Source organism: Kitasatospora sp. NPDC098663 (assembly GCF_044760075.1).
Taxonomy (GTDB): domain Bacteria; phylum Actinomycetota; class Actinomycetes; order Streptomycetales; family Streptomycetaceae; genus Kitasatospora.
On the sequence record NZ_JBIWAP010000024.1, the window covers coordinates 103,046 to 127,195 of the forward strand.

The following is a 24,150-nucleotide window of genomic DNA, read 5'->3' on the forward strand; positions in this document are numbered from 1 at the left end:
GCCGGGGGCAGGGGCGGGGCCGGGGGCAGGGGCGGTCAGAGACCGACCTGCACCTCGGCGCGGTGCCGGATGTACTCGTCGGGGTGCGCCCTCGCGATGGCCACCGCGGCCTCCACCAGGTCGTGCAGCCGCGACGGGTAGGCACGCGGCACGAGCGGCAGCCCGGGGAGGATGCAGCGCCGCACGTCCAGGTCCTCGTTGGCGACGAACTCCCGCAGCGCGGCCTCGTACCAGGCGTCCCGCACGGTCGACCCCTCGTCGGCGGCGGCCGTGCTGCGGCCGTCCCCGACCGACAGGGACGTCCAGTACCAGGCCCGGGCGGCGCCGGCACGCTCGGCGTCGGTGCCGGTGTGCAGGTAGCCGAGCAGGGTCAGCCGTACCCGGCGCTGGCCGAAAGCGAGCAGGGCCGGCTCGACGAAGCGGCGGTTGAAGCTCGGGTTGGGGTCGTAGACCGCCGCCTCCAGCAGCGCCTCGAAGTACTCCTCGGGCAGGTCGGTGCGCCCGGAAAGCGCCTTGTGGACCTCCCACCGGGCCGCGCTCGGGAAGTCCGCGCCGTGCGCGGCCTCAGCCCCGAGCAGGCGGAGCAGACGCGTCAACCGCAGGTCGAACTCCTGCGATCCGTCCGCCGTGCGCCCGGGCAACGGCTGGAGAATCCGCACCTCGCCTGCCGTGTCCTTGGTTTCCACGAACACCCTCCTCATCCTGAGTCATCGGCAGACTACTCGCTGATACACCAGTTCGGAGGTCGTTTTCGGGCAGGCTGGAATCCAGATCACCGACATATGGCCGGAGTTTGACGGTCGATCAGTCCTGCTACCGCCGCAAACCAGGCGAGTTGGACGGACGGGCCGATGGACGAGTCGGCGGACGAGCCGGCCGGCGGACCTTCGCCGGTCAGGCCGGACGGCCCGGCGGGACCAGGCCGGACTGGTAGGCGATCGCGACGAGTTGGGCCCGGTCCCGGGCGTCCAGCTTGGCCATCGCGCGGTGGACGTGGGTGCGGACGGTGAACGGGCTGACGAACATCCGCTCGGCGATCTCCTCGTTGGTGAGCCCGGTGGCGGCCATCGACATCACCTCGCGCTCGCGCGCGGTGAGCACGGACAGCCGCTCGGCGGTGCCGCCGGCCGCCGGATCGGGCTGGGCGAGGAACTGGTCGATGACGGCCCGGGTGGCGGCGGGCGAGAGCAGGGCGTCCCCGGCGGCGACGGTGCGGACGGCCGCGAGCAGTTCCGCCGGGTCCGCGCCCTTGCCGAGGAAGCCGCCCGCGCCGGCCCGCAGCGCCTGGGCCACGTACTCGTCGATCTCGAAGGTGGTGAGGATCAGCACCCGGGTGCCGGCCAGTTCCTCGTCGCCGCAGATGGCGGCCGTCGCACCGAGGCCGTCGGCGCCGGGCATGCGGATGTCCATCAGGACGATGTCGGGGCGGGTGGCGCGGGCGAGTTCGACGGCCTGGTGGCCGTCGGCGGCCTCGCCGACCACCTCCATGTCGTCCTCGGCGTCGATCAGCACCCGGAACGCACCGCGCAGCAGCGCCTGGTCGTCCGCGAGCAGTACCCGGATGGTCATGCGTGGTCCTTCTCTCCTCGAACGGCACGGTCGGCTCGAACGGCACGGTCGGCTCGAACGGCACGGTCTTCCCGGACGGCACGGTCTTCCCGGACGGTGCTGACGGCGCGGCCGACACAGCCACCGCGACCGGCGCCGTCGTCCCGGGCGCCGGTGCGCAGCGGAAGTTCGGCGGTGACCAGGAAGCCGCCGTCGGGCCGGCTGTCGGCGGTGAGGCGGCCGCCGACCGCGCCGGCCCGTTCGCGCATGCCGATCAGCCCGAAGCCGCCCTCGCCGGGGGCCGGGTGGGGCAGCAGGGCCTGCCGGGGGCGGGCGCTGGTCGGCGGGCGTCCGTTGGCGACGCTGACGGCGACCCGGCTGCCGCTGTAGGCGAGGGTGATCTCGGCACCCGCGCCCTGGGCGTGCTTGGCGACGTTGGTCAGGGACTCCTGGACGATCCGGTAGGCGGTGAGGTCCACGCCGGGCGAGAGCGCGCGGGCCTCGCCCTCGACGGTGAGCCGTACCGGCAGGCCGGTGCGTTCGAAGGCGTTGATCAGTTCGGGGAGCCGGTCGAGGCCGGGGGCCGGTTCGAGCGGCGCGGGCTCCTCGGCGCGGCGCAGCAGGCCGACGGTGGCGCGCAGCTCCTGGAGCGCGGAGCCGGTGGCGTCGGTGATGTGACTGAGCACCTCGCGGGCCTGGGTGGGGTGGCGGTCCATGAGGTAGACGGCGATGCCGGCCTGGGCGTTGGCGAGGGCGATGTGGTGGGCGACGACGTCGTGCAGGTCGCGGGCGATCCGGATCCGCTCGTCGGCGACCCGGCGGCGGGCCTCCTCCTCGCGGGTGCGTTCGGCGCGTTCGGCCCGTTCCTCGATGGCGGCGAGGTGGGCGCGGCGGTTGCGGATGGAGTCGCCGAGGGCGCCGGGCAGCAGGGCCCAGGCGAGGACGCCGAGCCGTTGGCCGATCGGCCCGCCGCCGTCGCCGATCAGCGAGGTGCCGGTGAGCAGGACGGCGGAGGCGATCGAGGCGCGCAGCGCGGTGGCCCGGTCGGTGCGGACGGCGAGGAAGTAGAGGGCGAGCAGCAGCGGGGTGGCCAGCCCGGGGGTGAGGCGGGGGGTGGTGAGGATGAGGGCCATCGTGCAGATCAGCGTGATGAGGACCACGGTCCGCGGGTACCGGCGGTGGGCGAACACGGTGACGGCGGAGGCCAGCGCGATGGCGGCGCTGAGCGGCCTGAAGGAGATGACGTGGCCGGTCTGGTCGACGGTGACGCCGATGCCGGTCATCGCGAACAGTACGGCGCCGCCGACGGCGTCGAGCAGCCGGGGGTGGTCGCGGCGCAGCCGCTGCCAGGTGTCGCTCATCGTGGTGCTCTCCGGGTCGGGGGTGCCCTGGCGGCACCCTCGCCGGGTTCTGCCAGTTCGTGCCGAACCGCGCCCTGCCGGGCGGGGTGGGCCGGGTCGGGGGCCGCCGTGTGCGTGGGCGGACCCCGACAGCAACGGTAACGGTAGGGATCGAACCATTGTCCGGGCCGGGGCCCGTCCCGTGGATCGGGACGGGCCCCGGCCGGGCCTCGGGGGGCGGGCCTAGACGCCGACGGACTCCCGGACCGGGGCCGGTTCGGGGGCGGCGGTCTGCAGCTTGCCGCCCTCGACGTCGATGTCCGGTATCAGCCGGTCCAGCCAGCGCGGCAGCCACCAGGCGCGGCGGCCGAGCAGGGCCAGGACGGCCGGGACGATGGTCATCCGGACCACGAAGGCGTCGAAGGCGACGGCCGCGGCGAGCCCCAGACCCATCATCTTGATCATCGGTTCGCCCATGCCGATGAAGCCCGCGAAGACGGCGATCATGATGAACGCGGCGGCGGTGACCACCCGGGCGTTGTGCCGGAAGCCGGTGACGATGGCCTCGTCGGGCTGCTCGCCGTGGACGAAGCCCTCCCGGATCCGGGTGACCAGGAACACCTCGTAGTCCATGGCGAGGCCGAAGACCACGCCGACCATGAAGATCGGCATCATGCTCATCACCGGGCCGGTCTGTTCGACGCCGATCAGGTTGGCCAGCCAGCCCCACTGGAAGACCGCGACGACCGCGCCGAGCGCGGCGGCCACCGAGAGCAGGAAGCCGAGCGCCGCCTTCAGCGGGACGAGCACCGAGCGGAACACCACCAGCAGCAGGACGACGGCGAGGCCGACGACCACCGCGAGGTAAGGCACCAGCGCGTCGGTGAGCTTCTGCGAGACGTCGATGTTCATCGCCGTCGTGCCGCTGACCAGGATCGTCGCCCCGGTGGTCGTCTTGAGGCCGGCGGCGTGGCCGCGGATCGTCTGGACCAGGTCCTTGGTCTCCTCGGCGCTCGGACCGGTGGCCGGGACGGCGTTCAGCAGGGCGGTGTCCCCCGCCTTGTTGAACATCGGCGGGGTGACGGAGACCACACCGGGCAGCGCGGAGACCGTCTTGGCGACCTCGCTCGCGGCGGCCTTCGGGTCGGGCGTGCCCTTGACGTCGACCATGACGGTCAGCGGCCCGTTGAAGCCGGGGCCGAAGCCCTCGGACAGCAGGTCGTAGGCGCGGCGCTGGGTGGTGGAGGTCGGCTTGGACTCGTCCCCGGGCAGGCCGAGCCGCAGGTCGAGCGCGGGGGCCGCGAGCACGCCGAGGCCGATCACGCCGCCGAGCAGCACCGCGAGCGGGCGGCGCAGCACGAACTTGGCCCAGCGGGAGCCGCCGTTCTCCTTCTTCGGCTGGACGCCGCCCTTGCGGGCCTTGCGGGGCAGCACCCGGCGGCCGATGAAGCCGAGCAGCGCGGGGACCAGGGTGAGCGCGACCAGGACGGCGATGACCACCGTGCCGGCCGCGGCCATGCCCATCTTGGCGAGCATCGGGATGCCGACCACCGAGAGCCCGGCCAGGGCGATCACCACGGTGAGCCCGGCGAACACCACGGCGGAGCCGGCGGTGCCGACGGCCCGGCCGGCCGCCTCCTGCGGGGTGCGGCCCTCGGCGAGCTCGGCCCGGTAGCGGGAGACGATGAACACCGCGTAGTCGATGCCGACCGCGAGGCCCAGCATCATCGCGAGCGTGCTGGTGGTGGAGGACAGGCCGAGCGTGCTGCCGAGCCCGGTGATCAGGGCCATGCCGAGGCCGACCCCGATCACGGCGGTGAGCAGCGGCAGGCCGGCTGCCACGAGCGAGCCGAAGGTGATCACCAGGACGACCGCGGACAGCGCCATGCCGATCATCTCGCTGCTGCCGCCGGCCTCGGGCTTGGCCATCAGCGCGTTGCCGCCGACCTCGACCTTGAGCCCGGCGTCCCGCCCGTGCTGGGCGGCCTGTTCGAGGGCGTCGGTGGCGCCCTTGGACAGCTCGCCCGCCTTGGCGGAGTAGCTGACGGTCGCGTACGCGGTGGTGCCGTCCTTGGAGACGGTGCCGGCCTTGAACGGGCTGACCGCGCCGGTGACCTCGTCGGCGTGGGCGAGCTCGGCGACCGTCCGCTCCACCGCCTGCTGGTTGGGCTCGGCGGTGATCTTCTGCCCGGACGGGGCGACGAACACCAGGCGGGCCGAGGCGCCGTCGGCGTGGCCGCCGGGGAAGCGCTCGTTCATCAGGTCGAAGGCCTTCTGCGCCTCCGTACCGGGCATCGCGAAGCCGTCGTCGGGTGCGGCGGGCGCCTTGGCGGCCAGGACTCCGCAGACCGCCAGCACGGCGACCCAGAGCAGGGTCACCAGCCGGCGTCGGACGAAGGCCCAGCGGCCCAGGCGGTACAGGAACGTGGCCACGGAAGAGTGGACTCCTTCGGATCTCGGTCAGCGTGCGCACCGCGGCCGCCCCGGCGCCTTTCGGCGCGGACCGCCCGCAGCATGACCCATCCTTGATCGCCGACCCCTCCACCGTCGTCGTCCCTGCGCAGGCCGTTTGCGTACTGCGGACGCAGTACGGCCCCTCCCCGGACGGCGGAAGCGCATCAGCTGTGGTGGGAGCGCTCTGGCGCACTCCCGACGGCGACGACGGAGCGGCGACGGGGCAGCGGCAGGGCGGCGAGGGTCGGCGACGGGGGCCGGGCGCCGTCACCCGGGCGGGCGGCGACGAGGGGCCGCGGCCCGGCGGGCGAAGTAGCGTGATGTGCCGGGCCCGACACATTTCGTATGGTTCGGCCCTATCTGACCCGATCGGTGCTGACCCCAGCCCGCCGCCGGAGGTGCCCATGGGCGTTCCAGCCGCCCGCATCGTGTTCGACGAATCCGACCGCGCGGCCGTCGCCGAGGCGGTGACGGAGATGCTCACCACCGGCGCCCTCACCCTGGGCCCGTGGACCGAGCGCCTGGAGCAGGCCTTCGCCGCCGAGCACGGCGCCTCGCACGCCGTCGCGGTGAGCAGCGGCACCGCGGCGCTGGAGGTGATCCTGCGCACGGTCGACGTCCGGGGCCGCGACGTCGTCGTACCGGCCGTCACCTTCTACGCGACCGCCGGCGCCGTCCTGCACGCCGGCGGGCGCCCGGTGATCGCCGACGTCGACCCGGCCACCCTGGCACTCTCCCCCGAGACGCTGGAGGCGGCCCTCACCCCGGATACCGCAGCCGTCGTACTCGTCCACATCGGCGGACTGATCACCCCACGGGTCGAGGAGCTGCGCGCGCTCTGCGACCGGCACGGCGTCCCGCTGGTCGAGGACGCCGCACACGCCCACGGCAGCAGCCTCGACGGGCGCTGCGCCGGGACGTTCGGCCTGGCCGGGGCCTTCTCGTTCTACCCGACCAAGGTCACCACCAGCGGCGAGGGCGGCCTGATCCTCACCGAGTCGCCCGAGCTGCGCGACGAGGCCCGCACCTACCGCGACCAGGGCAAGGGCTCCTTCACCACCAACCACCACGTCCGGCTCGGCCACGCCTGGCGGATGAGCGAGCTCAGCGCGGCCGTCGGCGCCGTGCACCTGCGCCGGCTCAAGGAGTTCATCGAGACCCGCCGGGCCGTCGCCCGCCGCTACGACGAGGCGCTGGCCGGGCTCGACGGCCTGGAGCCGGTGCTCGAACCCTCCGGCTGCCGCGGCAACTACTACAAGTACGTGGCACTGCTGCCGCCCGGGGTGGAGCGCGCCGCGTTCAAGCGGGCGGTCGCCGAGGAGTACGGCGTGCGGCTGTCCGGCGAGGTGTACGACCTGCCGCTGCACCTGCAGCCCGTCCTCGCCCCCTACCGGCGCGGGCCGCTGCCGGTCGCCGAGGACGTCTGCGCGCGGCAGGTGTGCCTGCCGGTGCACTCCGACATGACCGGGGACGAGACGGAGCAGGTCATCGAGGCCGTCTCCGCGGTGCACCGGAGACTCGCCGGATAGCCGGGGCGGGGTCGACCCCGCCCCGGCGGGCGCGCCGAGGCGCTCGACACGGAGTGCGAGAGACGGAGTGCGAGAAGGCGCTCGACACGGAGCCCGACAAGGAGAGAGATCGTGCGGATAGCCGTCACCGGGGGATGCGGATTCATCGGGTCACACGTCGTGGACCACCTGATCGCGGCCGGCCACGACGTCCTCGCGGTGGACACGACCGACAAGTACCTCAACCCCGACGCCGAACACGCCCGGCTCGACATCCTCGACCTCGCGGCCCTCACCTCCGCGCTGGCCGGCAGTGAAGTGGTGTACCACCTCGCCGCGATGGCCGACGTCGAACAGGTCTCCGCCGACCCGGTACGGGCCGTACGGACCAACATCGACGGCACCGAGGCCGTCCTGGAGGCCGCCCGGCGCAGCGGGCTGAGCCGCACCGTGCTGGCGAGCACCGTCTGGGTCTACGGCGCCGCTCTCATCGACGAGCAACTCGACGGCTCAGAGCAGGAGTTGGACGAGCACGTGCCGATCGAGCTGGAACACAGCGGCCACCTCTACGTGGCCACCAAGCTCGCCGCCGAGATGCTGGTGCACAGCTACCGCGAGCTGTACGGGCAGCACTTCACCATCCTGCGCTACGGCATCCCGTACGGGCCCCGGATGCGCGACGAGCTGGTCGTCGCCCGGTTCGTCCAGGCCGCGCTCACCGGGCGGCCGATCACCATCGCCGGCGACGGGCGGCAGAGCCGCAACTTCGTCTACGTCGAGGACCTCGCCGACGCCCACGTCCGGGCCCTGTCCCCCGCCGCCGAGGACCAGACCTTCGCCCTGGAGGGCTCCACCGCCGTCTCGGTGCGCGACATCGCCGACACCGTCGACGACCTGCTGGGGCCGGTCTCGATCGAGCACATCGACGGCCGCAAGGCCGACTACACCGGGCGGCGGATCTCCTGCGCCCAGGCCAAGCGCCTGCTCGGCTGGTCTCCGCACACCAACTTCGCGGACGGCGTGCGCCGTTACGCCGACTGGTACCGGGCCGCAGCAGCCTCCGCCGCCTCCTGAGCGGGGCGCCCGATGCCGCACGCCCTGCTCGTCTCCGGCTCCCTCGGCCAGGGCCACGACGTGATGGCCCAGGCCTGCGCCGACACCCTGCGGGCCCGCGGCTGGACCACCCACACGGTCGACGCGATGGCCCTGCTCGGGCAGCGCTCCGGCGCCGCCGGGGAGGCCGTGTTCCGGCGGCTGCTCGACCTGCCCGGCGTGTACGACGCCTTCCACTTCTCGGCGTTGCGGCCCGGCGCCCGGCTCGCGCTGCTCGCCGACGCGGCCGCCCGCAGCCGGCTCGTCCCGGCGCTGCGCGAACTGGTCGCGGCGCAGCGGCCGCAGCTGGTGGTCTCCGTGTTCGCCACCGCCACCTCGGCCGTCAACCGGCTGCCGCAACGGGACTTCCGGCACTTCGTGTTCTGCACCGACGTGACGCCGCACCGGCTCTGGGTGCAGGAGGGCACCGACCTGTTCCTGGTCACCTCCGAGGTCGCCGCCTGCGCCGTGCGCCGCTACCGGCCGGACGCCGCCGTCACCGTCCTGCCCGCTCCGCTGCGGGAACCGTTCTACCGGCCGCCCGGCCGGGCCGAGGCGCGGGCCGAACTGGGCGTCCCGGCGGGCGGGCGGTGCGTGCTGCTGATGTCCGGCGCCTGGGGGCTCGGACCGCTCGCCCGCACCGCCGCCGCGCTCGCCGCCGCCGGGCCGCACGTGCTCGCCGTCGCCGGGCGCAACCGGGAACTGGAACGGCGGCTGCGGGCCGCCGCCCGCCGGGAGTCGCGCCTGCACCCCTTCGGCTACACCGACCGGATCCCCGCCCTGATGGCCGCCGCCGACCTCGTCGTCACCAGCTCCGGCGACACCTGCAGCGAGGCCCGCGCCCTCGGGCGGCGGCTGCTGCTGCTCGACGTCGTCCAGGGCCACGGCCGCGACAACCTCCAGCACGAGTTGGAACTCGGCCACGCCGACGTCGCCTCCGCCCGCCCCGCCGAAGTGGTCCGCAACGCCCTCGCCGCCCTCGCCCGCCCCGCGCCCGCCCCCTCCCCCGGCGCCACCCCGGAGCCCTGGCGCACCGGCTTCACCGCGGCCCTGGCCCAGGTGGGGCTGGCGTAGCCGACGAGCGGGGCAAGGTCGCGGGCGCCGCGCCGGACGGCCTCGGGCAATCGCCGTCGAGACGGGGGTTCGTCGTCCGCCCGGCGCTCGGGGGCGGGTGCCGGGCCGTCAGGCGCGGGCGGGTGCGGGGACGGCGTGGTCGCGGAGCGGGCCGAGGGTGAGCGAGTGGGCGCGGCAGTGGGCGGCGATCAGCGGGAGGGCGGCGAGGGTGGCCCGCCAGGAGTCGGGGGCGGAGGTGCAGTCGGAGTCGTGCAGGAGGAGGGTCGCGCCGCCGGTGAGGCCGGGGCGGGCGGTCGCGTAGACGGAGGCCCCGGTCGCCTCCGCCGTCCAGTCGCGGCCCCAGGCCGTCCACAGGACGCTGCGCAGGCCCAGCCGCCGGGCGGCCAGGGCCGGGCCGGCCGTCAGCACCCCGTACGGCGGGCGGTACCAGTGCGGGCGGACCCCGCACAGCGCGGTCACCGCCTCGGTGGCGCGGCGCAGTTCACGCAGGTCACGGGCCGGGGCCGGGTACCACTGCGGCCGGTGGTGCCAGCCGTGGACGGCCACCTCGTGGCCGCGCAGCACCAGCTCCCGGCCGAGGGCGGGGGCGCGCTCCAGCATCGGGCCCAGCAGGAAGAAGGTCGCCCGGACACCGCCCAGGGCGTCCAGCGCGTCCAGGATCTCCGGGGTGCCGCGCGGGTCGGGGCCGTCGTCGAAGGTCAGGGCGACGTGGCGCGGGTCGGCGCCGTGGCCGGCGGTTCGGCGGGCCAGCGTGCGGCGCAGCGCCGGGAGGCGCACCGCCGCCGGGGCCAGGTGCGCGAACTCCACCGCGGCCGCCGTCGCGAGCACCCGGGTCGCGGTGTTCACCCGGCTCACCCGAAGCGGGAGGCCATGCGCCGGAACACGCCCGGCGCCACGCCGTGGATCCGGGCCGGGAAGCCGAGCCAGTGCGGCACGAAGAGCCGGTCGCGCCCGGTGGTGATGGTCGCGACCACGGTGTCGGCGACCCGCTCCGCCGGGACGGGCCGTGGCCGCTCCCGCTGGTAGGGCGTGCCGCGCCGGTCGAAGAACGGGGTGTCCACCGGGCCCGGCAGCACCAGACGCACCCCCACCCCGGTGCCGCGCAGCTCGTACCAGAGGCTCTCCGCGAACATCGCCAGTCCGCCCTTGGTCGCCGCGTACCCCGACTCGTCGCGCACGCCGACCTGGCCGGCCATCGAGCCGAGCAGCACGATCCGGCCCCGGCGGCGCTCCAGCATGCCCGGCAGGAGCAGGCGGACCAGCCGCAGCGGGGCGGCGAAGTTGACCTCGATCATCCGGTCCAGGACGTCCGAGGGGGTGTCCGCGAACGGTCCGCGCCACCCCAGGCCCGCACTGGCGACCAGCGCGTCCACCCGGCCGGTCTCCGCGAGGGCCGCCTGCGCGAGCCGGGTCGGGCCGTCCGGCTTGCTCAGGTCCTCGGGCAGGACGCGGCCGCAGGTCCGGGCGGCGACCTCGTCCAGGCGGGCGCGGTCCGTACCGGACAGCAGGGTCCGCCAGCCGGCGTCGGCCAGGCGGACGGCCGTGGCCAGGCCGATGCCCGAGGAGGCGCCGGTGACGAGCACGACCGGAGGGTCGGCGGACCCCGGCCGTCGGGGGCCCGACTGGGCTTCGTCCGCCATCGCGCACCTGCCGCTCCGTGGGCGTGTCACCGTCCGAATTGTCCGGCAAGTCACCTTCGCACGGCGGCGCCACCCGGGCTACCGGGGCGGGGCGGCCGGCTCCGCGTCCGCCTCCGGATCCGGACCCGGTTCAGGGTCCCGGTCCGCCGCGCCCGGCCGCCCGGCGGCCACCTCCGCGGACTGCCCCTCCAACTCCCCGAACCTGGACAGCAGGAAGGTGCCGCCCACCGCCACCGCGAAGCCCGCCAGCGCGCACCACTCGAACCCCGGACGGGCCGCGTCGCCCAGCGCCGCCACGCCCACCAGCGCCGGGCCGAAGGTCTCGGCGACCGTCCCGGCGGCGGTCGCGGCCGTGACCGTGCCGCGCTGCAGGGCCAGCGCGTACGCCAGGTAGCCACCGAGGCCGCCCACCGCGAGCGCGTACGCCGCCGGGTCGGTGAGGACGGTGACCAGGCTCGACGCGTCCATCACCCGCACCGCCAGGCTCGTCACCCCGAACCCCACCCCCGCCAGCAGCCCCAGGCCGGCCGCCGCCACGGTGCCGGCCCGGCGCACCAGGACGAGGGTCAGCAGCAGCATCACGGCGGTCGTCGCGAGCAGCACCCAGTGGAACAGCGGCGGGGCGTGCTCCCGGCCCTCCCGGCCCGACCCCAGCGCCAGCAGCGTCAGGCCGACCACCACGGCGACGATTCCCGTCACGTCCCCCCGGCGCAGCCGTGCCCCGAGCAGCCGGACGGCGGCGAGCGCCGTCACGGCCAGGCTCGCGTTGGTGACGGCCTGTACGAGGAACAGGGGCAGGCTGCGCAGCGCCACGATGCTCAGCGCGAAACCGACGATGTCCAGTGCCGTACCGAGCAGGAACTCCCACGACCGCGCCAGCGCGGCCAGCAGCCCCGCCCGCACCCGGTCCGCCTGTGGCGCCGACCGCGCCCCGCGCGCCTGGAACACCGCCCCGAACCCGAAGCACACGGTCGCGACCAGGGCGGTGGTGAGTCCCAGCAGCATGCCTCTCCCAGCCTCACGGGCAGCATCGATCCACCACCAGTCTGTCCCCGGGACGGCGGGGCCGCACGGGTGGAAGGGGCTGGACCGGGCGGGAGGGGTCAGGGCTTGAGCGCCACGGCCGCGTAGGCGGCGGCCTCGGGGGCGGTGGCCGGCGGGTCGGTGGGGGTGGGCCGCCAGTGGGGGGTGGGGACGATCCCGGGGGCGATGAGGCTCCAGCCGTCGAAGAAGCGGGTGAACTCGGGGAGCGTGCGGGCCTGGGCGGCGGTGCCGGCGGATTCGTAGATCCGGACCAGGCCGGCGATCTCGGCCGGGGCGAAGTCGGGGGTGACGTGGGTCATCACCAGGGCACTGCCGGGGGCGAGGGCCGCTTTGAGGTGCTCGACGAGCTCGTGGGCGCCGCGGGTGTCGGGGACGAAGTGCAGGAGGGCGTTGAGGGAGAGTGCGACGGGCCGGGCGAGGTCGATGGTGTCGCGCAGGCCGGGCGAGGCGAGGAGGCGGACGGGGTCGGCGACGTCGGCCTCGACGTAGGCGGTGCGGCCTTCGGGGGTGCCGGTGAGCAGGGCCTGGGCGTGCGAGAGCACGATCGGGTCGTTGTCGGCGTAGACGACGCGGGCGCACGGTTCGACGCTCTGGGCGACCTCGTGGAGGTTGGGCGGGGTGGGGATGCCGGTGCCGATGTCGAGGAACTGGTCGATGCCGGCCCGGGCGAGGGCGCGGGTGGAGCGGTGGACGAAGGACCGGTTGGCGCGGGCGGTGACGCGCAGCCAGGGTGCGACGGCGAGGGCGTGCCCGGCGGCCTCGCGGTCGGCGGCGAAGTTGGTGAAGCCGCCGAGGTAGTAGTCGTACATCCGGGCCGAGTGCGGCATGTTGAGCCGCAGGTCGACTCCGTCGTAGCGGCTCATCGCGTTCCCCTTGGCGTCGCGGACACCTGTCGATTGGTGCCCACCGTATCCGGAGGTCGAGCGCGGACCGCCGCGCTCCAACCAGTCGACTGATCCCATCGGATGACGATCTGTGTTCGGAATGCGGCCTGGAGTGACGGGCCGGATGGACTGAGGATGGGCGCAGACAGCCCGACCCTCGAGTGGCCCGCCGAGCTGCCGGCGGCCACGGAAAGCAGGCTCGATGACGATCGACAGGGGCGCCCCCGTGCGCGGGTACCGGGGAGGGCCCACGCTGGAGCGCGCCGACGGCCCGGAGTCGGACCGGGAGGCCGGTGGCGACCTCGGCCTCCGACTGGACCTCACCTACGCGTCGTTCTGCGAAACCCATGAACCCGCTTGGCACGCTCTCGCGTTGACCAGGATAGGCGGCCAGGCGGACGCCGCGCTGGTGGTCGAGGCCGTGAAGGCGGACCTGGCCCGCTGCTGGCCGCAGGTGCTGCGGTTCGAGGAGCCGGCCGCGTACGCCTGGAGGTTGGCGAACCGGCACGTCTCGGACTGGATGTCCGCCGAGGAACCGGTGGCGGTGGAGGCCGTCACCTTCGCCGCCGTGATCGGCGCGTTCAAGCAGGTCGCGAACGGGCTCCTGCACAGCGAGGCGGACGAGGTGCGGCTGTACGCGGCGATCCTCGAACTCCCGGACCGGCAGCGGGATGTGATCATCCTGCGGTACCTGCTGGGCCTGCACGTCAAGGTGATCGCGGCCTACCTGGGGCGGCCGGTGGCGACGGTGCACTCCAACCTGCGGCACGCGCGGGAGCGGCTGGCGCGCCGGCTCGGCGTGGGCGAACTGCCCGACCGCTCGGGCGGACCGGCCGACCGAGCGGGTGAACTGCCGGACCACGCGGGTCAGCTGTGACGCCCGGGCCGGACGCGGACCCGCCCGGCGGGGCGGGAACGAGCGGCGGGGCAGGTGCGAGCGGCGGGGCGGGTACGAGCGGCGGGGGGCGTGCGGTGGTCCACGTGCCCCGGCCGGAACGCGCGCACGCCGAGCGCATCGCCGCACTGCGCCAGGCCCGGCTCACGGCCGCGCCGACACACCTGCCGTCGGAGTTCGAGCAGGCCGCCTTCGAACTGGGCCTGGTGGTGGCCCTGGTACTGGGCACGCCGGACGCCTCCCGGGGGCTCGACCTCCTGGTGAACGCCCGCCGGATCCAGCCCGAGGGCGCCGAGGTGTTCGCCGCACTGCTGTACGCGACCGGGCGGGAGGAGGGCGCCGAGTTCTGGTGGCGCTTCGCCGCCGGATCGGGCTGCGGCACGGCGGCGTACTGCCTGCACCTGCACCATCTGAAGCTCGGCGAGAACGACGACGCCGACTACTGGCGGGCCTGGTCGGACCAGCTGGCGGCGACCGGACGCCCCTCCGGGCCGATGCCGTTGCGGATGACCAGGCCGCTGCTGCCGGACGACGTACGGCGCGACATCCTGTCCCGGGTCCACCACGGGCTGGCGCCGCAACTGCCGCCGCGGCTGGTCGCGGTGATCGACCGGCTGCCGTTGCAGGGCGACGAGGACGAGGAGGAGGTGCCGAGCCCGTGGGGGCTCACCTCGGGGGCGACCTCGGCGTGTTCGTGGGACGTCCGGTGGGACGGCGAGGACCCGTTGGAGTGAGCCCGCCCGCGTCTGCCCGTGCTCCCCCGTTCAGGTGAGCACCGTCTGCCGGGCGGCGATGTCCGGGTCGCGGCCGCCGCCGGAGGTGACGGTCTCCGCCCCGGGGCCGGTGTGCCGGACGACGTAGTGGTGCGGCGCCATCGCCGTGTCGCGGCCGGGCAGCGCGGCGACCACCGCGTGGTGGGCGACGGCCGGGGTGAGTTCGCGGTCCGCGCTGGTCAGCCTGGCGGTCAGCCTTCCTTCGTCCAGCGCCAGTTCGATTTCCGCCCGCGCGCCGAGGGCGGCCTCCAGCAGGGCGCGGACGGCTGCCAGGTCGATCCAGGTGCCGTCGACCAGGTGCCACTCCCCGCTCCGGTCGGGCGTCGGCACGCCGTCGACGCCGGGCAGGGCGTCGAGCGGCACGGGCCCGCGGACGGCGGCGGCGAGGACCGCGAGCAGCGCCCGCGCGAACTGGTCGGTCTCGTCCGGGTCCAGCACCTGCGGGCAGCTGATCAGGGCGAAGTCGAGGCTGCCGCTGATCCGCAGGATGGTGAACATCAGCCGGACCGGCAGCTGTGGGGCGGGCAGCCGGATCAGTTCGGGGTCGGCGGCCGCGGCGGGTTGGGCGTCCGCGACGGCGGCGGGGATGGTCAGGCTCAGGTCGTTCACCACGACATGGCGGGGGAAGCGGCTGCCGCGCAGGTGGGCGCAGTCCTCGATGAGCCGCCAGACCTGTTCGGCGTCCAGGGTGCTGTGCCAGTAGGCGCTCAGCGAGGCCGCCTTGGCCCGGCCGATCAGCTGGTCGAGGTCGGCCGCTCCGGTGTCGAGCAGGATCAGGGCGTCCTGCGCCAGGGTGCCGACGTGATCGACCAGGGCGGCGCGCTGACGGTTCGCGGAGAGCGCCGAGAGCGCCAGCCCGGTGCGGCCCGACCGGTGCGCGACGAGCGCGGCGAAGGCGGCGAGCAGGACGACGGACGGGCTCGCGCCGGTGCGGCGGCAGACGGCGGCGAGGTCCTCGGCGGCGCTGCGGGAGCGGACCAGGACGGCGGAGAGGTCGTGCGGGGGGCCGGTGATCCGCGCGTCGGCGAACACCACCTGCGGGCCGGTGGCGAGGCTGCGGGCCCAGTACCGCAGGGCGGCGGCCGACTTGCGGCGGCCCTGCGCGCTCCGTTCCGCGTCCGCGATCCGCAGCGGGGTCGGGGCGGTGACCGGCGGGAGGTCCTTGCCGGCGGCGAGGTCCAGCCAGTCCTGGATCAGCAGCGCGGTGGCGGCGCCGTCGGCCCCCGCGTGGCAGACCACCGCGACCAGCCGCAGCAGTCGCTCGCCGTCCGCGACAAGGGTGAGGCGCAGCCGCGGGGCGGCCGCCAGGTCGAACGGAACGGCGATGTCGGCCCGGCCCAACTCCGTTGCGAGTACGTCCAGTTGTGCGTCGCTGCGGTCGCCCGCCTCGATCACGGTGACGGTGAACCGGCCTTCCGGGTGCACCACCTGGCGCTCCGGGAAGCCGTCCTCGCCGGGGCCGGCGGGGAAGGAGGTGCGCAGCGACTCGTGCCGTTCGACGAGCCGGCGCAGGGCGGCCAGCCCGGCCGACACCGAGGTGCCGTCCGGGACGGGCCAGAGCGAATCCTTGTTGATCTGCTCGGGGGCGTCACGCCCGATGCACCGGATCATGTTGTCCTGGCCGAGCGTGAGCGGCCCCGAATCGACAGTCGAACCCTCGGCCGGGGCCTCGTACCGGACCTCGATCCGCCTACTGGTCTGTGTCTCGCCGTACGGGGTCACGTCGTACGCGCCTTTCGGCTCACCGGGGAAGGGTTCAGCGGGAGTGCGATCGGGACGCTACCAGCGACCTCACTCGCTGGTCCAGACCAATCGTCCACCAAACCGAGGGTTCATCAATTCCTGTGCGAGACAGGAGAGTTGGCATGAACCGAACCATGACTACGGAAGGGTCAACGTGCTCAGCACGCCGAGCCGGCGGTCCAGGTCGGCGACCACGACGGGGCGCCCCCGCGCCCGCCAGGCGGGCAGCTGCTCGGCGAGCTCCGCCCAGGCCCCGGTGAACGGCTGGGCCGCCGATTCCTCGGCACCGGCCAGCCCGGGGCCGAGCACGAGCACCGGGTCGGGCCCCAGCTCGGCGGCCCGGGCCCGCACCGCCGCGTCCGGCAGCTCGACACCGGGCAGCTGCTGGACGGTCATGTCAGGCCCGGGGGCCTCCTCGCAGACCAGCACCACCACGCCGTGCCGCTCCGGCAGCGCCACCGGCGCGGCCGGCTCGTGGTGCAGCGCGGTCTGCTCGGCGAGCACCACGACCGCCCGACGGCAGGATCCGGTGCGGTGGTAGTCGACCGCGAGGCGCAGCGCGGTGAAGGCCGCGGCGACGCCCTGGTCGCAGACCGCGAAGGCGAGCGGCGTGCCCGGACAGGATCGGCTGAGCGCCAGCGAGGACGGCGCACCCGGTCGGACGTCCGGGGTGTCGAAGGCCAGGATCAGCAGGTCGACGGGCTCGTCCTCGGCGAGCGCCTCGCGCAGCAGGTCGGCGGCCAGCTCCTCGTAGGAGTGGCCGACGCCCTCGCGCAGCAGGTCCTCGCGCAGCGGCAGGCCGTAGGGGCGGACGAGGTCGGAGACGAACACCCGCAGGTCCGGGTCGAGCGAGGCCTCCGAGCGGCCGTCGAAGCGCCGCGCGAGCGCCCGGGTGATCCGCAGGCCGTGGTCGGCCACCCGGTCAGTCCTCGGGGATGACGTGTCCGGCGACGTAGTCGGCCAGCTTGGTGACCGAGCGCAGGTCGTCCTCGGTGATCTGCTCGACGTCCACCTGGATGTCGAGCGACTCCTCCAGCTCCAGGATGAGCTCGATGGTGCCGGCGGAGGTGAGGCCGAGGTCGTCGAAGAGGCAGGCGTTCTCGGGGATCTCGGGCAGTTCGCGCTTGAGGACGCGGGGCAGCAGCTCGCCGATTCCGGTGCGGATCCGCTCGCGCAGCTCGGGGTCAGTGGTCTGGACCACAGGTTCTGACATGGGTGTCCCGTCCCGTCGTACGTGGGAGAGTGGTCTGGCGTGGGAAGGATGGACGAAGCCGACGCTTCGTCAGCAGCGGACCGCCATCGCGGAGAAGGTGGCTCCGACACCGGCGGCGGCGATCAGGTAGTGGTCGCCGCGGCGCAGCAGCCCCCGCGTGGTGGCGGTGTGCAGATTGATGAGGCTGTCCGCAGCGAAACTGTGCCCCACCGACAGCACGTTGTCCAGCACCACCTTGTCGAGCGGATAGCCGATCCGGCGCGCTATCATCCGCCACGACGCCTGGTTGACGTTGTGCGGAAGCACCGCGGCCAGGTCGGAGAGGTCCAGACCGGCCTCGTCCAGGGCGGACTCGATCGCCTCCACCATCACGTTCGGGTACTCGCGCTGGTAGCGGGCCAGGAGGTCCGCGTCCTCGGCCAGCCGGCCGTCGAACTCCGGGCGCTGGCGCACCGCGAAGGAGAGCACCCGGTGGCGCTCGCCGTCGGCGCTCACCAGACAGGCGGCCGCGCCCTCGGCGAAGATGCCCGTCTCGGGCACCACCTGGGCGTCCTTGGTGAAGGTCTTCTCGCCCGCCAGGATGAGCGCCAGCGCCCGAGGGTCGGGCTCGGCGGCGAGCAGCCGGCCGGCCAGGTCGATGGCCAGCAGGCCCACCGCGCACGCGTGGTGGGTCACCGTGAAGGCGTTGGCGTGTGCGAGGCCGCGCGGGGCGAGCAGGTCGTGCAGTGGGTTGAGCGGGTAGGGCACCGCCACCGGCATGCTGCGCGCGTGGATCACGAAGCGGACGTCCCGTTCGCGTCCGCGCAGCTCAGGCAGGTTGTCGAGGGCGGAGTCAAGCAGGTCGGGCAGCGTCCCGGACGGGTCCAGACGTAGCTGGTCCAGTCCGTGGAAGCGGCGGAAGAGTCGAAGTTGACGTGGGGTCAGGCCGATCCGCTCACCAACCGCCTCGATGGGCACGGCGTGCGGGGGGAGGTGAACGGCCACTGCCTCCAGTGCTGTCACGCGGGCTAGTATTCCGACGCCCGCCTGGTCGCACAAGTGATCTCGGGCCCTTCACCGTCGCGTTCGCCCCCGAGGCCGCCGAATCCGCCCGCGGAGCCGACGCGTTCACCCCCCGTGCCGTCGAACAGGTGGGAGACCCCTTCGATGTCCGATGCCATTTCTCACACGTCGTCCGACCGTGAACCGCACCACCCCTCCGCGCCGTTGCACCCCGAGCTGGTCGCGCTGCTGGCCGAGGCCGCCGGGGCGCCACCCGGCTGGGCCGACCGGCTGACCCCGGACGCCCGGCTGGACGGCGACCTGCTGCTCGACGAGGGCGAACTGGCCGCACTCGCCGGGCGCCTGCGCGAACGCTTCGGCCCGGCGGCCGACCTGGCCCGGCTGCGCGCCGGGCTGGACCTGGCCGCCCTGGAAGCGCTGACCGTCGCCGACCTGCAGAACCTGATCCCCGAGGAGCGTGCGCGATGACCCGGTTCCTGCTGGTGATGCCCCCGTTGACCGGGCACGTCAATCCCGCGGCGGGCATCGCCGCCGAGTTGACCGCGCGCGGACACGACGTCGCCTGGACCGGCACCGAGTCGGTGCTGCGCCCGCTGCTCGGCCCCGGGGCCCAGGTCCTCGGCACCGGCACCCGGGCGTTCCGGGCGCAGGGCGGGCACGGGCTCGCCGCGCTGCGTTCGCTCTGGGAGGGCTTCATCGTCCCGTACGCGCGGTTCACCGCGAAGCCGCTGGACGCGATCGTGCGGGAGTTCCGGCCGGACGTCCTGCTCGTCGACCAGCACACCCCGGCGGGCGCGCTGGCCGCCCACCGGCACGGCCTGCCGTGGGCGAGCTTCGCGCCCGGGGCGATGGAACTGGGCCGCCCGTACCGGGCACTGCCGCAGGTGGAGGCCTGGATGACCGGCCTGCTGCGCGGGTTGTGGGAGCGCGCCCGACTGCCCGCGCAGGAGTACGTGGACCCGCGCTTCTCCCCCGCCCTGGTGCTGGCGACCACCGGCCCCGCGCTGACCGGTGACGACGCGCCGCCCCCGCATCACGCGCTGGTCGGCCCGGTCCAGTCCGCCCGGCCGGCCGATCCGGACTTCCCGTGGGAGCGGCTGCTGCCCGGGCGCCGGCGGGTGCTGGTCACCATGGGCACGCTGGCCGGCGAGCTGGGCGCGGACTTCCACGCGCGGGCCGCCCGGGCGCTGGAGCTGTGCGGCGACGACGTGCAGCCGGTGTTCGCCGCCCCGCGCGAGCTGCTGCCCGAACTGCCGCCGCAGGCCGTCGCGGTGGACCGGGCGCCGGTGCTGGAGCTGATGGCGCGCGGCGCGCTGGACGCGGTGCTGTGCCACGGCGGGATGAACACCGTCGGCGAGGCCCTGACGCACGGCCTGCCGCTGGTCACCGCACCGATCCGGCACGACCAGCCGTTCGTCGCGGCGCAGGTGGCGGCGGCCGGGGCGGGGCTGCGGGTGCCGTTCGCCCGGGTGACGCCGGAGCGGCTGGCGCAGGCCCTGCGGGCCGTTCTGGACACGGCCGACTACCGGCGCGGCGCGGTTCGGGTCGGCGAGGCGCTGCGCGCGGGCGGCGGGGCGGCCGCTGCCGCGGACCGGCTGGAGGCCCTGGCGGCCCGCACCGGGCGGGACTTCCGGCAGCCGCTGCCGGGGGCCCTGTAGCAGACCGGAAGATCAACGTCCATTGGTCTAGGCCATTGTCTCCGGGCCGGGATTCGTCCTAGGGTGGCGCCCAGCACCGCCTTCGCAGGTGCCGAGCACCGCCTTCCCAGGTGCCGTGGCAGCCCATCCCAGCACGGGAGTTCCGGTTGATCGAGACCACGGGACTGCGCAAGTCCTACCGCAAGAAGACCTCCCGCAAGAGCGGCGGGAACCCCACCGTCGACGCCGTGCGCGGCATCGACCTGTCCGTCGACGCGGGCGAGATCTACGGTTTCCTCGGGCCCAACGGCGCCGGGAAGACCACCACCCTGCGCATGCTGGCCACCCTGATCCGCCCGGACGGCGGTCAGGCCAGCATCGCCGGGGCCGACCTCTTCACCGACCCGGCCGGTGTACGCCGCCGGATCGGCTACGTCGCCCAGGGCGGCGGCACCACCGACACCGTCAGTGCCCGCGAGGAGTTGGTGCTCCAGGCCCGGATGTACGGCGCCGCCAAGGCGCAGGCCGTCCAGGCCGCCGAGGGCGCGCTCAAGGCCTTCGACCTGGCCGACTTCGGCGACCGCCCGTGCGCCACCTACTCCGGCGGCCAGCGCCGCCGGGTGGACATCGCGCTCGGCGTCATCCACGAGCCCCGGGTCCTGTTCCTGGACGAGCCCACGGTCGGGCTGGACCCGGCCAGCCGGGCGTACGTGTGGGAGGAGATCCGCCGACTGCGCACCGAGGGCATGACCGTCGTCGTCACCACGCACTACCTCGACGAGGCCGACGCCCTGTGCGACCGGGTCGCGATCGTCGACCACGGCCAGGTGGTGGCCGAGGGCACGCCCGAGGTGCTCAAGCGCGAGATCTCCGGCGACGTCGTGCTGCTCGGGCTGGAGCCCGGAGAGGGCGTCGCCGAGCGGGCCGCCGAGGTGCTGCGCCCGCAGCCCTACCTGCACCGGCTGGAGTTCAGCGGGGAGGACGGACTGCGGCTCTACCTGGAGGACGGCGCGGCGGCCATCCCGCAGCTGCTGCGCGCGCTGGACGGGGCGGGCGTGACACCCGGCACCGTCCAGCTCCAACGCCCCAGCCTGGACGACGTGTTCCTGGCCCGTACCGGCCGTTCGCTCCAGCAGTCCTGATCCGCCCACTCCTGGGGAGACCATGAAGCTCGCCCGCGACACCTGGCTGGTCTTCCAGCGCCAGGTGCTGCTGATGATCCGCACCCCGATCTGGATCGCCGTCGGGATCATCCAGCCCGTGTTCTACCTGCTGCTGTTCGCCCCGCTGTTGAAGAAGGTGCTCGCCCCCGACGGTGCCAGCAGCTACGCCGACGCCTACCAGGTGTACGTGCCGGGCCTGCTGGCGGTGCTGTGCATCTTCGGCGGGCTGTTCACCGGCTTCAGCCTGCTCGGCGAGCTGAGGGCCGGCATCATCGAGCGCTCCCGGGTGACACCGGTGAGCCGGCTGGCACTGCTGCTCGGGCGGGCGCTGCGGGAGATGGTGGCGCTGCTGGTGCAGGCCGTCCTGATCACCCTGATCGCGCTGCCGTTCGGGCTTCGGGTGAGCCCGCTGAACCTGCTGCTCGCCTACCTGCTGCTCGGGCTGCTGGCGCTGATGACCTCGGCGATCTCCTACGGCATCGCGCTGATGGTGCCGACGGACGCGGCGATGGCACCGGTGGTGAACACCCTCGCACAGCCGATCGCGCTGCTCTCGGGGGTACTGCTGCCGCTCACCCTGGCGCCGCACTGGCTGCAGCAGACCGCCAAGTGGAACCCCTTCTACTGGGCGGTGGAGGGCATGCGCGCGCTGTTCTCCGGCCACCTCGGAGACAGTGCGGTGTGGCAGGGCCTGCTGGTCGTCGTGGTGATGACCGTGCTGTCGGTGTACTGGTCGGCCCGGCTGTTCTCCACCCGGGTGCGCTGAGGCACGACGCACGAGGACGGAACACGTGCACGAGGAGGGGCCCGGCTCACGAGCCGGGCCCCTCCTGCTGTCGCCGGCGCCGCTCAGGAGGCGATGAACGCCGCCAACTTCGCCACACCGTCGATGATCTGAGCCTGCGTCAGCGAGCTGATCGAGAGCCGAAGCCGGTGCTCCCCGCCGCCCGCCGGGTAGAACGGCGCCATCGGCGTCCACAGCACCCCGTACCCGCGGGCACAGCGCTCCATCGCCGCGTCGTCGGCGGCGAACGGGACGGTCAGCACGGCGAAGAAGCCGCCCTCGGGCCGGTTCCAGGACACGCCCGAGCGGCGCCGCTCGGAGGCCGGGAAGTGCCGGTCCAGCTCCCGCAGCAGGGTGTCCATGCCCGCCGCGTAGTGGGCCGTGGCGGCGGCGTTGGCGGCGCGCAGCCGGCAGTCGTGGCGTAGCAGCATGCCGCCGATGACGGCCTGGCTGAGCGCGGGCGTGTTGACCGTCGTCATGCTCTTCAGCTTGGCCAGTTCGTCCGCCAGCAGGGTGCGCCGCCCGCCGGGGCCGGCCACCTCCTGGTCGGCCACGACGTAGCCGAGGCGGGCGCCGGGGAAGCAGGTCTTGGCGAAGGAGCCCAGGTACACCACCTGTCGGCGGCGGTCGAGCGCCTTGAGCGTCGGCCGCTCCCCCGGGTCGCGGGCGAAGAAGCCGTACGGGTTGTCCTCGATGACGAGCAGGCCCTCCTCGGCGGCCGTCTCCAGCAGCCGGGTGCGGGCCGCGACGGGCATGCTGGTGCCCGAGGGGTTGGCGAAGTCCGGGACGACGTAGAGGGCGCGCGGGCGGCGGCCCTCGGCCCGCACGGCCCGGGCGGCGGCGCGCACGGCCTCCGGATCGGGGCCGCCGGCCGGGCCCTCGGCGACGGGGAGGGTCGTCAGGTCGAGCAGCCGGGCGGCGCCGGTCACGCCGACGTAGCAGGGCGAGCTGACCAGCAGGACGTCGTCCGGGCCGGCGCACAGCGCGCGCAGGGTGAGCAGCATGCCCTCCTGGGCGCCGACCGTCAGCACCAGGGACTCGGGGGCCACCGCCAGGCCCTCGTCGTTGGCGAGGGTGCGGGCGACCAGGTCGGCGATGATCCCCTTGGTGGGGCCGTACTGGAACAGCGCGGTGCGCACGGCGTCCCGGTCGAGGCCGCGGGCCGCCAGGTGGGCGAGGTAGGTGTCCAGGTAGGCGGGGACGTCCTCGGGTTCGAAGAAGCCCTCGTAGGGGCGGCCGGGGGCGAAGGAGACGGCGTCGGGGTAGCGGGTGGTGACCTCGTTGAGGAAGGTCATCGCGTCCAGCAGCGGGTCGGCCAGGCTGGCGTGCAGGTCGGCCAGGGGCAGGGGCTCGGGCGCGCTCACCGCAGGGCCTCGCGCAGCCGCTCGGCGGCGTAGCGCTGGGCGTCGGCGGCCGCGTCCAGGGTGCCGGTCATGGCGAAGAAGCCGTGCGGCATGCCGGCGTAGCGGCGGCTCTCCACCGGGACGCCGGCCGCGCGCAGCGCCTCGGCGTACTGCTCGCCCTCGTCGCGCAGCGGGTCGTACTCGGCGGTGATGACGGTCGCGGGCGGCAGTCCGGCCAGGCGGGGAGCGCGCAGCGGGGAGGCGTGCGGGTGGGCGCCGTCGGCGGGGTCGGCCAGGTAGTGGCCCCAGTACCAGTCCACCGAGCGGCGGTTGAAGAGCATCGGGTCGTCGTGCTCGCGCAGCGAGGGGGTGTCGGCGGCATGGTCGGTGTTGGGGTAGACGAGCAGCTGGTGGCGCAGGGCCGGGCCGTTCTCGTCGCGGGCGATCAGGGTGAGGGCGGCGGTGAGGTTGCCGCCGGCGCTGTCGCCGCCGACGGCGAGCCGGCCCGGGTCGACGCCGAGTTCGCCGGCGTGTGCGGCGAGCCAGTACAGCGCGGCGCGGCCGTCGTGGACGGCCGCGGGAAAGGGGTGTTCGGGGGCGAGCCGGTAGCCGACGGAGGCGGTGACGCAGCCGGCCGCGTTGGTCAGCCGGCGGCAGATCGCGTCGCTGGTGTCCGGCGAGCCGAGGGCCCAGCCGCCACCGAACAGGTAGAGCAGGGCCGGCAGTTGACGGCCGGACGGCTCTGGGCGGTAGAGCCGCAGGGCGAGTTCGCCGCCCGGGCCGGGGATGCGGTGCTCCTCGACGGCGGCGACCGGCTCGGGGTTCCCGGCCGCGGCGCGGATGTCGGCGAGGTCGGCGGCGCGGGCCTCGGCCAGGGTGAGGGTGTAGAGCGGCGGCGCACCGCTGCTCGCGCGCCGGGCGCGCAGCGCCTCGGCCTGGGGGTGCAGGGGCATGGGTGGTCCCGTTCGGTACAGATCCGGTGCGGAGGCGTCGGCGGGCGGACTCGGGGTCTG

Annotated in this window: 23 protein-coding genes; 9 read left to right on the top strand and 14 right to left on the bottom strand. The window is 74.5% G+C overall.

Annotation, left to right across the window (positions count from 1 at the left end):
* Positions 1-35: 35 nt before the first annotated feature.
* The 4 genes from ACIQVZ_RS25265 to ACIQVZ_RS25280 form a co-directional block, all read right to left on the bottom strand.
* Positions 36-686 (bottom strand): hypothetical protein, encoded by a 651-nt coding sequence (locus ACIQVZ_RS25265; protein WP_350885605.1) that lies wholly within the window; start codon positions 684-686, stop codon positions 36-38.
* 208 nt (positions 687-894) lie between these two features.
* The gene (locus tag ACIQVZ_RS25270) at positions 895-1,569 is read right to left on the bottom strand and encodes a response regulator transcription factor (RefSeq protein ID WP_350885603.1); all 675 of its coding nucleotides are present in this window, start codon (positions 1,567-1,569) and stop codon (positions 895-897) included.
* Positions 1,566-2,909, bottom strand: a complete 1,344-nt coding sequence (locus tag ACIQVZ_RS25275) for a sensor histidine kinase (RefSeq protein ID WP_402452993.1) — start codon at positions 2,907-2,909, stop codon at positions 1,566-1,568. Before ACIQVZ_RS25275 ends, ACIQVZ_RS25270 begins: the two co-directional genes overlap by 4 nt.
* Before the next feature lie 222 nt (positions 2,910-3,131).
* Positions 3,132-5,321 (bottom strand): MMPL family transporter, encoded by a 2,190-nt coding sequence (locus ACIQVZ_RS25280; RefSeq protein WP_402452995.1) that lies wholly within the window; start codon positions 5,319-5,321, stop codon positions 3,132-3,134.
* 425 nt (positions 5,322-5,746) lie between these two features.
* Between ACIQVZ_RS25280 and ACIQVZ_RS25285 the strand changes: the two genes are divergently transcribed.
* From ACIQVZ_RS25285 to ACIQVZ_RS25295, 3 genes are all read left to right on the top strand, one after another.
* Positions 5,747-6,871 (top strand): DegT/DnrJ/EryC1/StrS family aminotransferase, encoded by a 1,125-nt coding sequence (locus tag ACIQVZ_RS25285; protein WP_402452997.1) that lies wholly within the window; start codon positions 5,747-5,749, stop codon positions 6,869-6,871.
* Between the two features lie 111 nt (positions 6,872-6,982).
* A complete protein-coding gene (locus ACIQVZ_RS25290) occupies positions 6,983-7,924 on the top strand; it encodes an NAD-dependent epimerase/dehydratase family protein (protein ID WP_402452999.1) in 942 nt (313 codons plus the stop codon).
* Between the two features lie 12 nt (positions 7,925-7,936).
* Complete coding sequence (locus tag ACIQVZ_RS25295; RefSeq protein WP_350885593.1) at positions 7,937-9,016, top strand: MGDG synthase family glycosyltransferase; 1,080 nt, start codon at positions 7,937-7,939, stop codon at positions 9,014-9,016.
* Positions 9,017-9,124: 108 nt separating this feature from the next.
* Here the strand turns inward: ACIQVZ_RS25295 and ACIQVZ_RS25300 are convergent, their stop codons facing one another.
* From ACIQVZ_RS25300 to ACIQVZ_RS25315, 4 genes are all read right to left on the bottom strand, one after another.
* The gene (locus ACIQVZ_RS25300; RefSeq protein ID WP_402453001.1) at positions 9,125-9,862 is read right to left on the bottom strand and encodes a polysaccharide deacetylase family protein; all 738 of its coding nucleotides are present in this window, start codon (positions 9,860-9,862) and stop codon (positions 9,125-9,127) included.
* A 5-nt stretch (positions 9,863-9,867) separates the two neighbouring features.
* Positions 9,868-10,599, bottom strand: a complete 732-nt coding sequence (locus ACIQVZ_RS25305; RefSeq protein ID WP_402453003.1) for an SDR family NAD(P)-dependent oxidoreductase — start codon at positions 10,597-10,599, stop codon at positions 9,868-9,870.
* A 135-nt stretch (positions 10,600-10,734) separates the two neighbouring features.
* On the bottom strand, positions 10,735-11,661 hold the full coding sequence (locus ACIQVZ_RS25310) for a hypothetical protein (RefSeq protein WP_350885587.1): 927 nt from the start codon (positions 11,659-11,661) through the stop codon (positions 10,735-10,737).
* Positions 11,662-11,759: 98 nt separating this feature from the next.
* Positions 11,760-12,563, bottom strand: coding sequence for an SAM-dependent methyltransferase (locus tag ACIQVZ_RS25315; RefSeq protein ID WP_402453005.1), 804 nt, complete (start codon positions 12,561-12,563; stop codon positions 11,760-11,762).
* 223 nt (positions 12,564-12,786) lie between these two features.
* On the opposite strand from ACIQVZ_RS25315, the gene ACIQVZ_RS25320 reads away from it, so the two are divergent.
* Both ACIQVZ_RS25320 and ACIQVZ_RS25325 read left to right on the top strand, forming a co-directional pair.
* Entirely contained in the window at positions 12,787-13,461 is a 675-nt protein-coding gene (locus tag ACIQVZ_RS25320) for a sigma-70 family RNA polymerase sigma factor (protein ID WP_350885583.1), read from the top strand.
* 104 nt (positions 13,462-13,565) lie between these two features.
* Positions 13,566-14,213, top strand: coding sequence for a hypothetical protein (locus ACIQVZ_RS25325; RefSeq protein ID WP_350885581.1), 648 nt, complete (start codon positions 13,566-13,568; stop codon positions 14,211-14,213).
* Between the two features lie 30 nt (positions 14,214-14,243).
* Here the strand turns inward: ACIQVZ_RS25325 and ACIQVZ_RS25330 are convergent, their stop codons facing one another.
* From ACIQVZ_RS25330 to ACIQVZ_RS25345, 4 genes are all read right to left on the bottom strand, one after another.
* On the bottom strand, positions 14,244-15,974 hold the full coding sequence (locus ACIQVZ_RS25330) for a condensation domain-containing protein (RefSeq protein ID WP_402453008.1): 1,731 nt from the start codon (positions 15,972-15,974) through the stop codon (positions 14,244-14,246).
* A gap of 159 nt (positions 15,975-16,133) precedes the next feature.
* Positions 16,134-16,913: a hypothetical protein gene (locus ACIQVZ_RS25335; protein ID WP_402453009.1), complete on the bottom strand. Its 780-nt coding sequence runs from the start codon at positions 16,911-16,913 to the stop codon at positions 16,134-16,136.
* 4 nt (positions 16,914-16,917) lie between these two features.
* Positions 16,918-17,208, bottom strand: a complete 291-nt coding sequence (locus ACIQVZ_RS25340) for a phosphopantetheine-binding protein (RefSeq protein ID WP_079136143.1) — start codon at positions 17,206-17,208, stop codon at positions 16,918-16,920.
* Between the two features lie 69 nt (positions 17,209-17,277).
* Entirely contained in the window at positions 17,278-18,210 is a 933-nt protein-coding gene (locus tag ACIQVZ_RS25345) for a 3-oxoacyl-[acyl-carrier-protein] synthase III C-terminal domain-containing protein (RefSeq protein WP_402453012.1), read from the bottom strand.
* A 144-nt stretch (positions 18,211-18,354) separates the two neighbouring features.
* Here ACIQVZ_RS25345 and ACIQVZ_RS25350 point away from each other — a divergent pair, with 144 nt between their 5' ends.
* The 4 genes from ACIQVZ_RS25350 (at position 18,355) to ACIQVZ_RS25365 (ending at position 21,776) form a co-directional block, all read left to right on the top strand.
* On the top strand, positions 18,355-18,678 hold the full coding sequence (locus tag ACIQVZ_RS25350; protein ID WP_402453014.1) for a hypothetical protein: 324 nt from the start codon (positions 18,355-18,357) through the stop codon (positions 18,676-18,678).
* The gene (locus tag ACIQVZ_RS25355; RefSeq protein WP_402453016.1) at positions 18,675-19,868 is read left to right on the top strand and encodes a glycosyltransferase; all 1,194 of its coding nucleotides are present in this window, start codon (positions 18,675-18,677) and stop codon (positions 19,866-19,868) included. The genes ACIQVZ_RS25350 and ACIQVZ_RS25355 overlap by 4 nt, the downstream gene beginning before the upstream one ends.
* Before the next feature lie 146 nt (positions 19,869-20,014).
* The gene (locus tag ACIQVZ_RS25360; protein ID WP_402453018.1) at positions 20,015-20,989 is read left to right on the top strand and encodes an ATP-binding cassette domain-containing protein; all 975 of its coding nucleotides are present in this window, start codon (positions 20,015-20,017) and stop codon (positions 20,987-20,989) included.
* 22 nt (positions 20,990-21,011) lie between these two features.
* A complete protein-coding gene (locus ACIQVZ_RS25365; protein ID WP_350885566.1) occupies positions 21,012-21,776 on the top strand; it encodes an ABC transporter permease in 765 nt (254 codons plus the stop codon).
* Positions 21,777-21,859: 83 nt separating this feature from the next.
* Here ACIQVZ_RS25365 and ACIQVZ_RS25370 read toward each other — a convergent pair whose 3' ends face one another.
* A complete protein-coding gene (locus ACIQVZ_RS25370; RefSeq protein ID WP_402453020.1) occupies positions 21,860-23,158 on the bottom strand; it encodes a PLP-dependent aminotransferase family protein in 1,299 nt (432 codons plus the stop codon).
* Positions 23,155-24,090, bottom strand: a complete 936-nt coding sequence (locus ACIQVZ_RS25375; RefSeq protein ID WP_402453022.1) for an alpha/beta hydrolase — start codon at positions 24,088-24,090, stop codon at positions 23,155-23,157. Before ACIQVZ_RS25375 ends, ACIQVZ_RS25370 begins: the two co-directional genes overlap by 4 nt.
* Positions 24,091-24,150 lie beyond the last annotated feature (60 nt).

What these genes read in the sequence shown, in the direction of transcription:
- ACIQVZ_RS25270 (WP_350885603.1), bottom strand. Translation starts at nt 1,569, where the DNA reads ATGACCATCCGGGTACTGCTCGCGGACGACCAGGCGCTGCTGCGCGGT.
- ACIQVZ_RS25275 (WP_402452993.1), bottom strand. Translation starts at nt 2,909, where the DNA reads ATGAGCGACACCTGGCAGCGGCTGCGCCGCGACCACCCCCGGCTGCTC.
- ACIQVZ_RS25285 (WP_402452997.1), top strand. Translation starts at nt 5,747, where the DNA reads ATGGGCGTTCCAGCCGCCCGCATCGTGTTCGACGAATCCGACCGCGCG.
- ACIQVZ_RS25295 (WP_350885593.1), top strand. Translation starts at nt 7,937, where the DNA reads ATGCCGCACGCCCTGCTCGTCTCCGGCTCCCTCGGCCAGGGCCACGAC.
- ACIQVZ_RS25310 (WP_350885587.1), bottom strand. Translation starts at nt 11,661, where the DNA reads ATGCTGCTGGGACTCACCACCGCCCTGGTCGCGACCGTGTGCTTCGGG.
- ACIQVZ_RS25315 (WP_402453005.1), bottom strand. Translation starts at nt 12,563, where the DNA reads ATGAGCCGCTACGACGGAGTCGACCTGCGGCTCAACATGCCGCACTCG.
- ACIQVZ_RS25320 (WP_350885583.1), top strand. Translation starts at nt 12,787, where the DNA reads ATGACGATCGACAGGGGCGCCCCCGTGCGCGGGTACCGGGGAGGGCCC.
- ACIQVZ_RS25340 (WP_079136143.1), bottom strand. Translation starts at nt 17,208, where the DNA reads ATGTCAGAACCTGTGGTCCAGACCACTGACCCCGAGCTGCGCGAGCGG.
- ACIQVZ_RS25350 (WP_402453014.1), top strand. Translation starts at nt 18,355, where the DNA reads ATGTCCGATGCCATTTCTCACACGTCGTCCGACCGTGAACCGCACCAC.
- ACIQVZ_RS25355 (WP_402453016.1), top strand. Translation starts at nt 18,675, where the DNA reads ATGACCCGGTTCCTGCTGGTGATGCCCCCGTTGACCGGGCACGTCAAT.
- ACIQVZ_RS25365 (WP_350885566.1), top strand. Translation starts at nt 21,012, where the DNA reads ATGAAGCTCGCCCGCGACACCTGGCTGGTCTTCCAGCGCCAGGTGCTG.
- ACIQVZ_RS25375 (WP_402453022.1), bottom strand. Translation starts at nt 24,090, where the DNA reads ATGCCCCTGCACCCCCAGGCCGAGGCGCTGCGCGCCCGGCGCGCGAGC.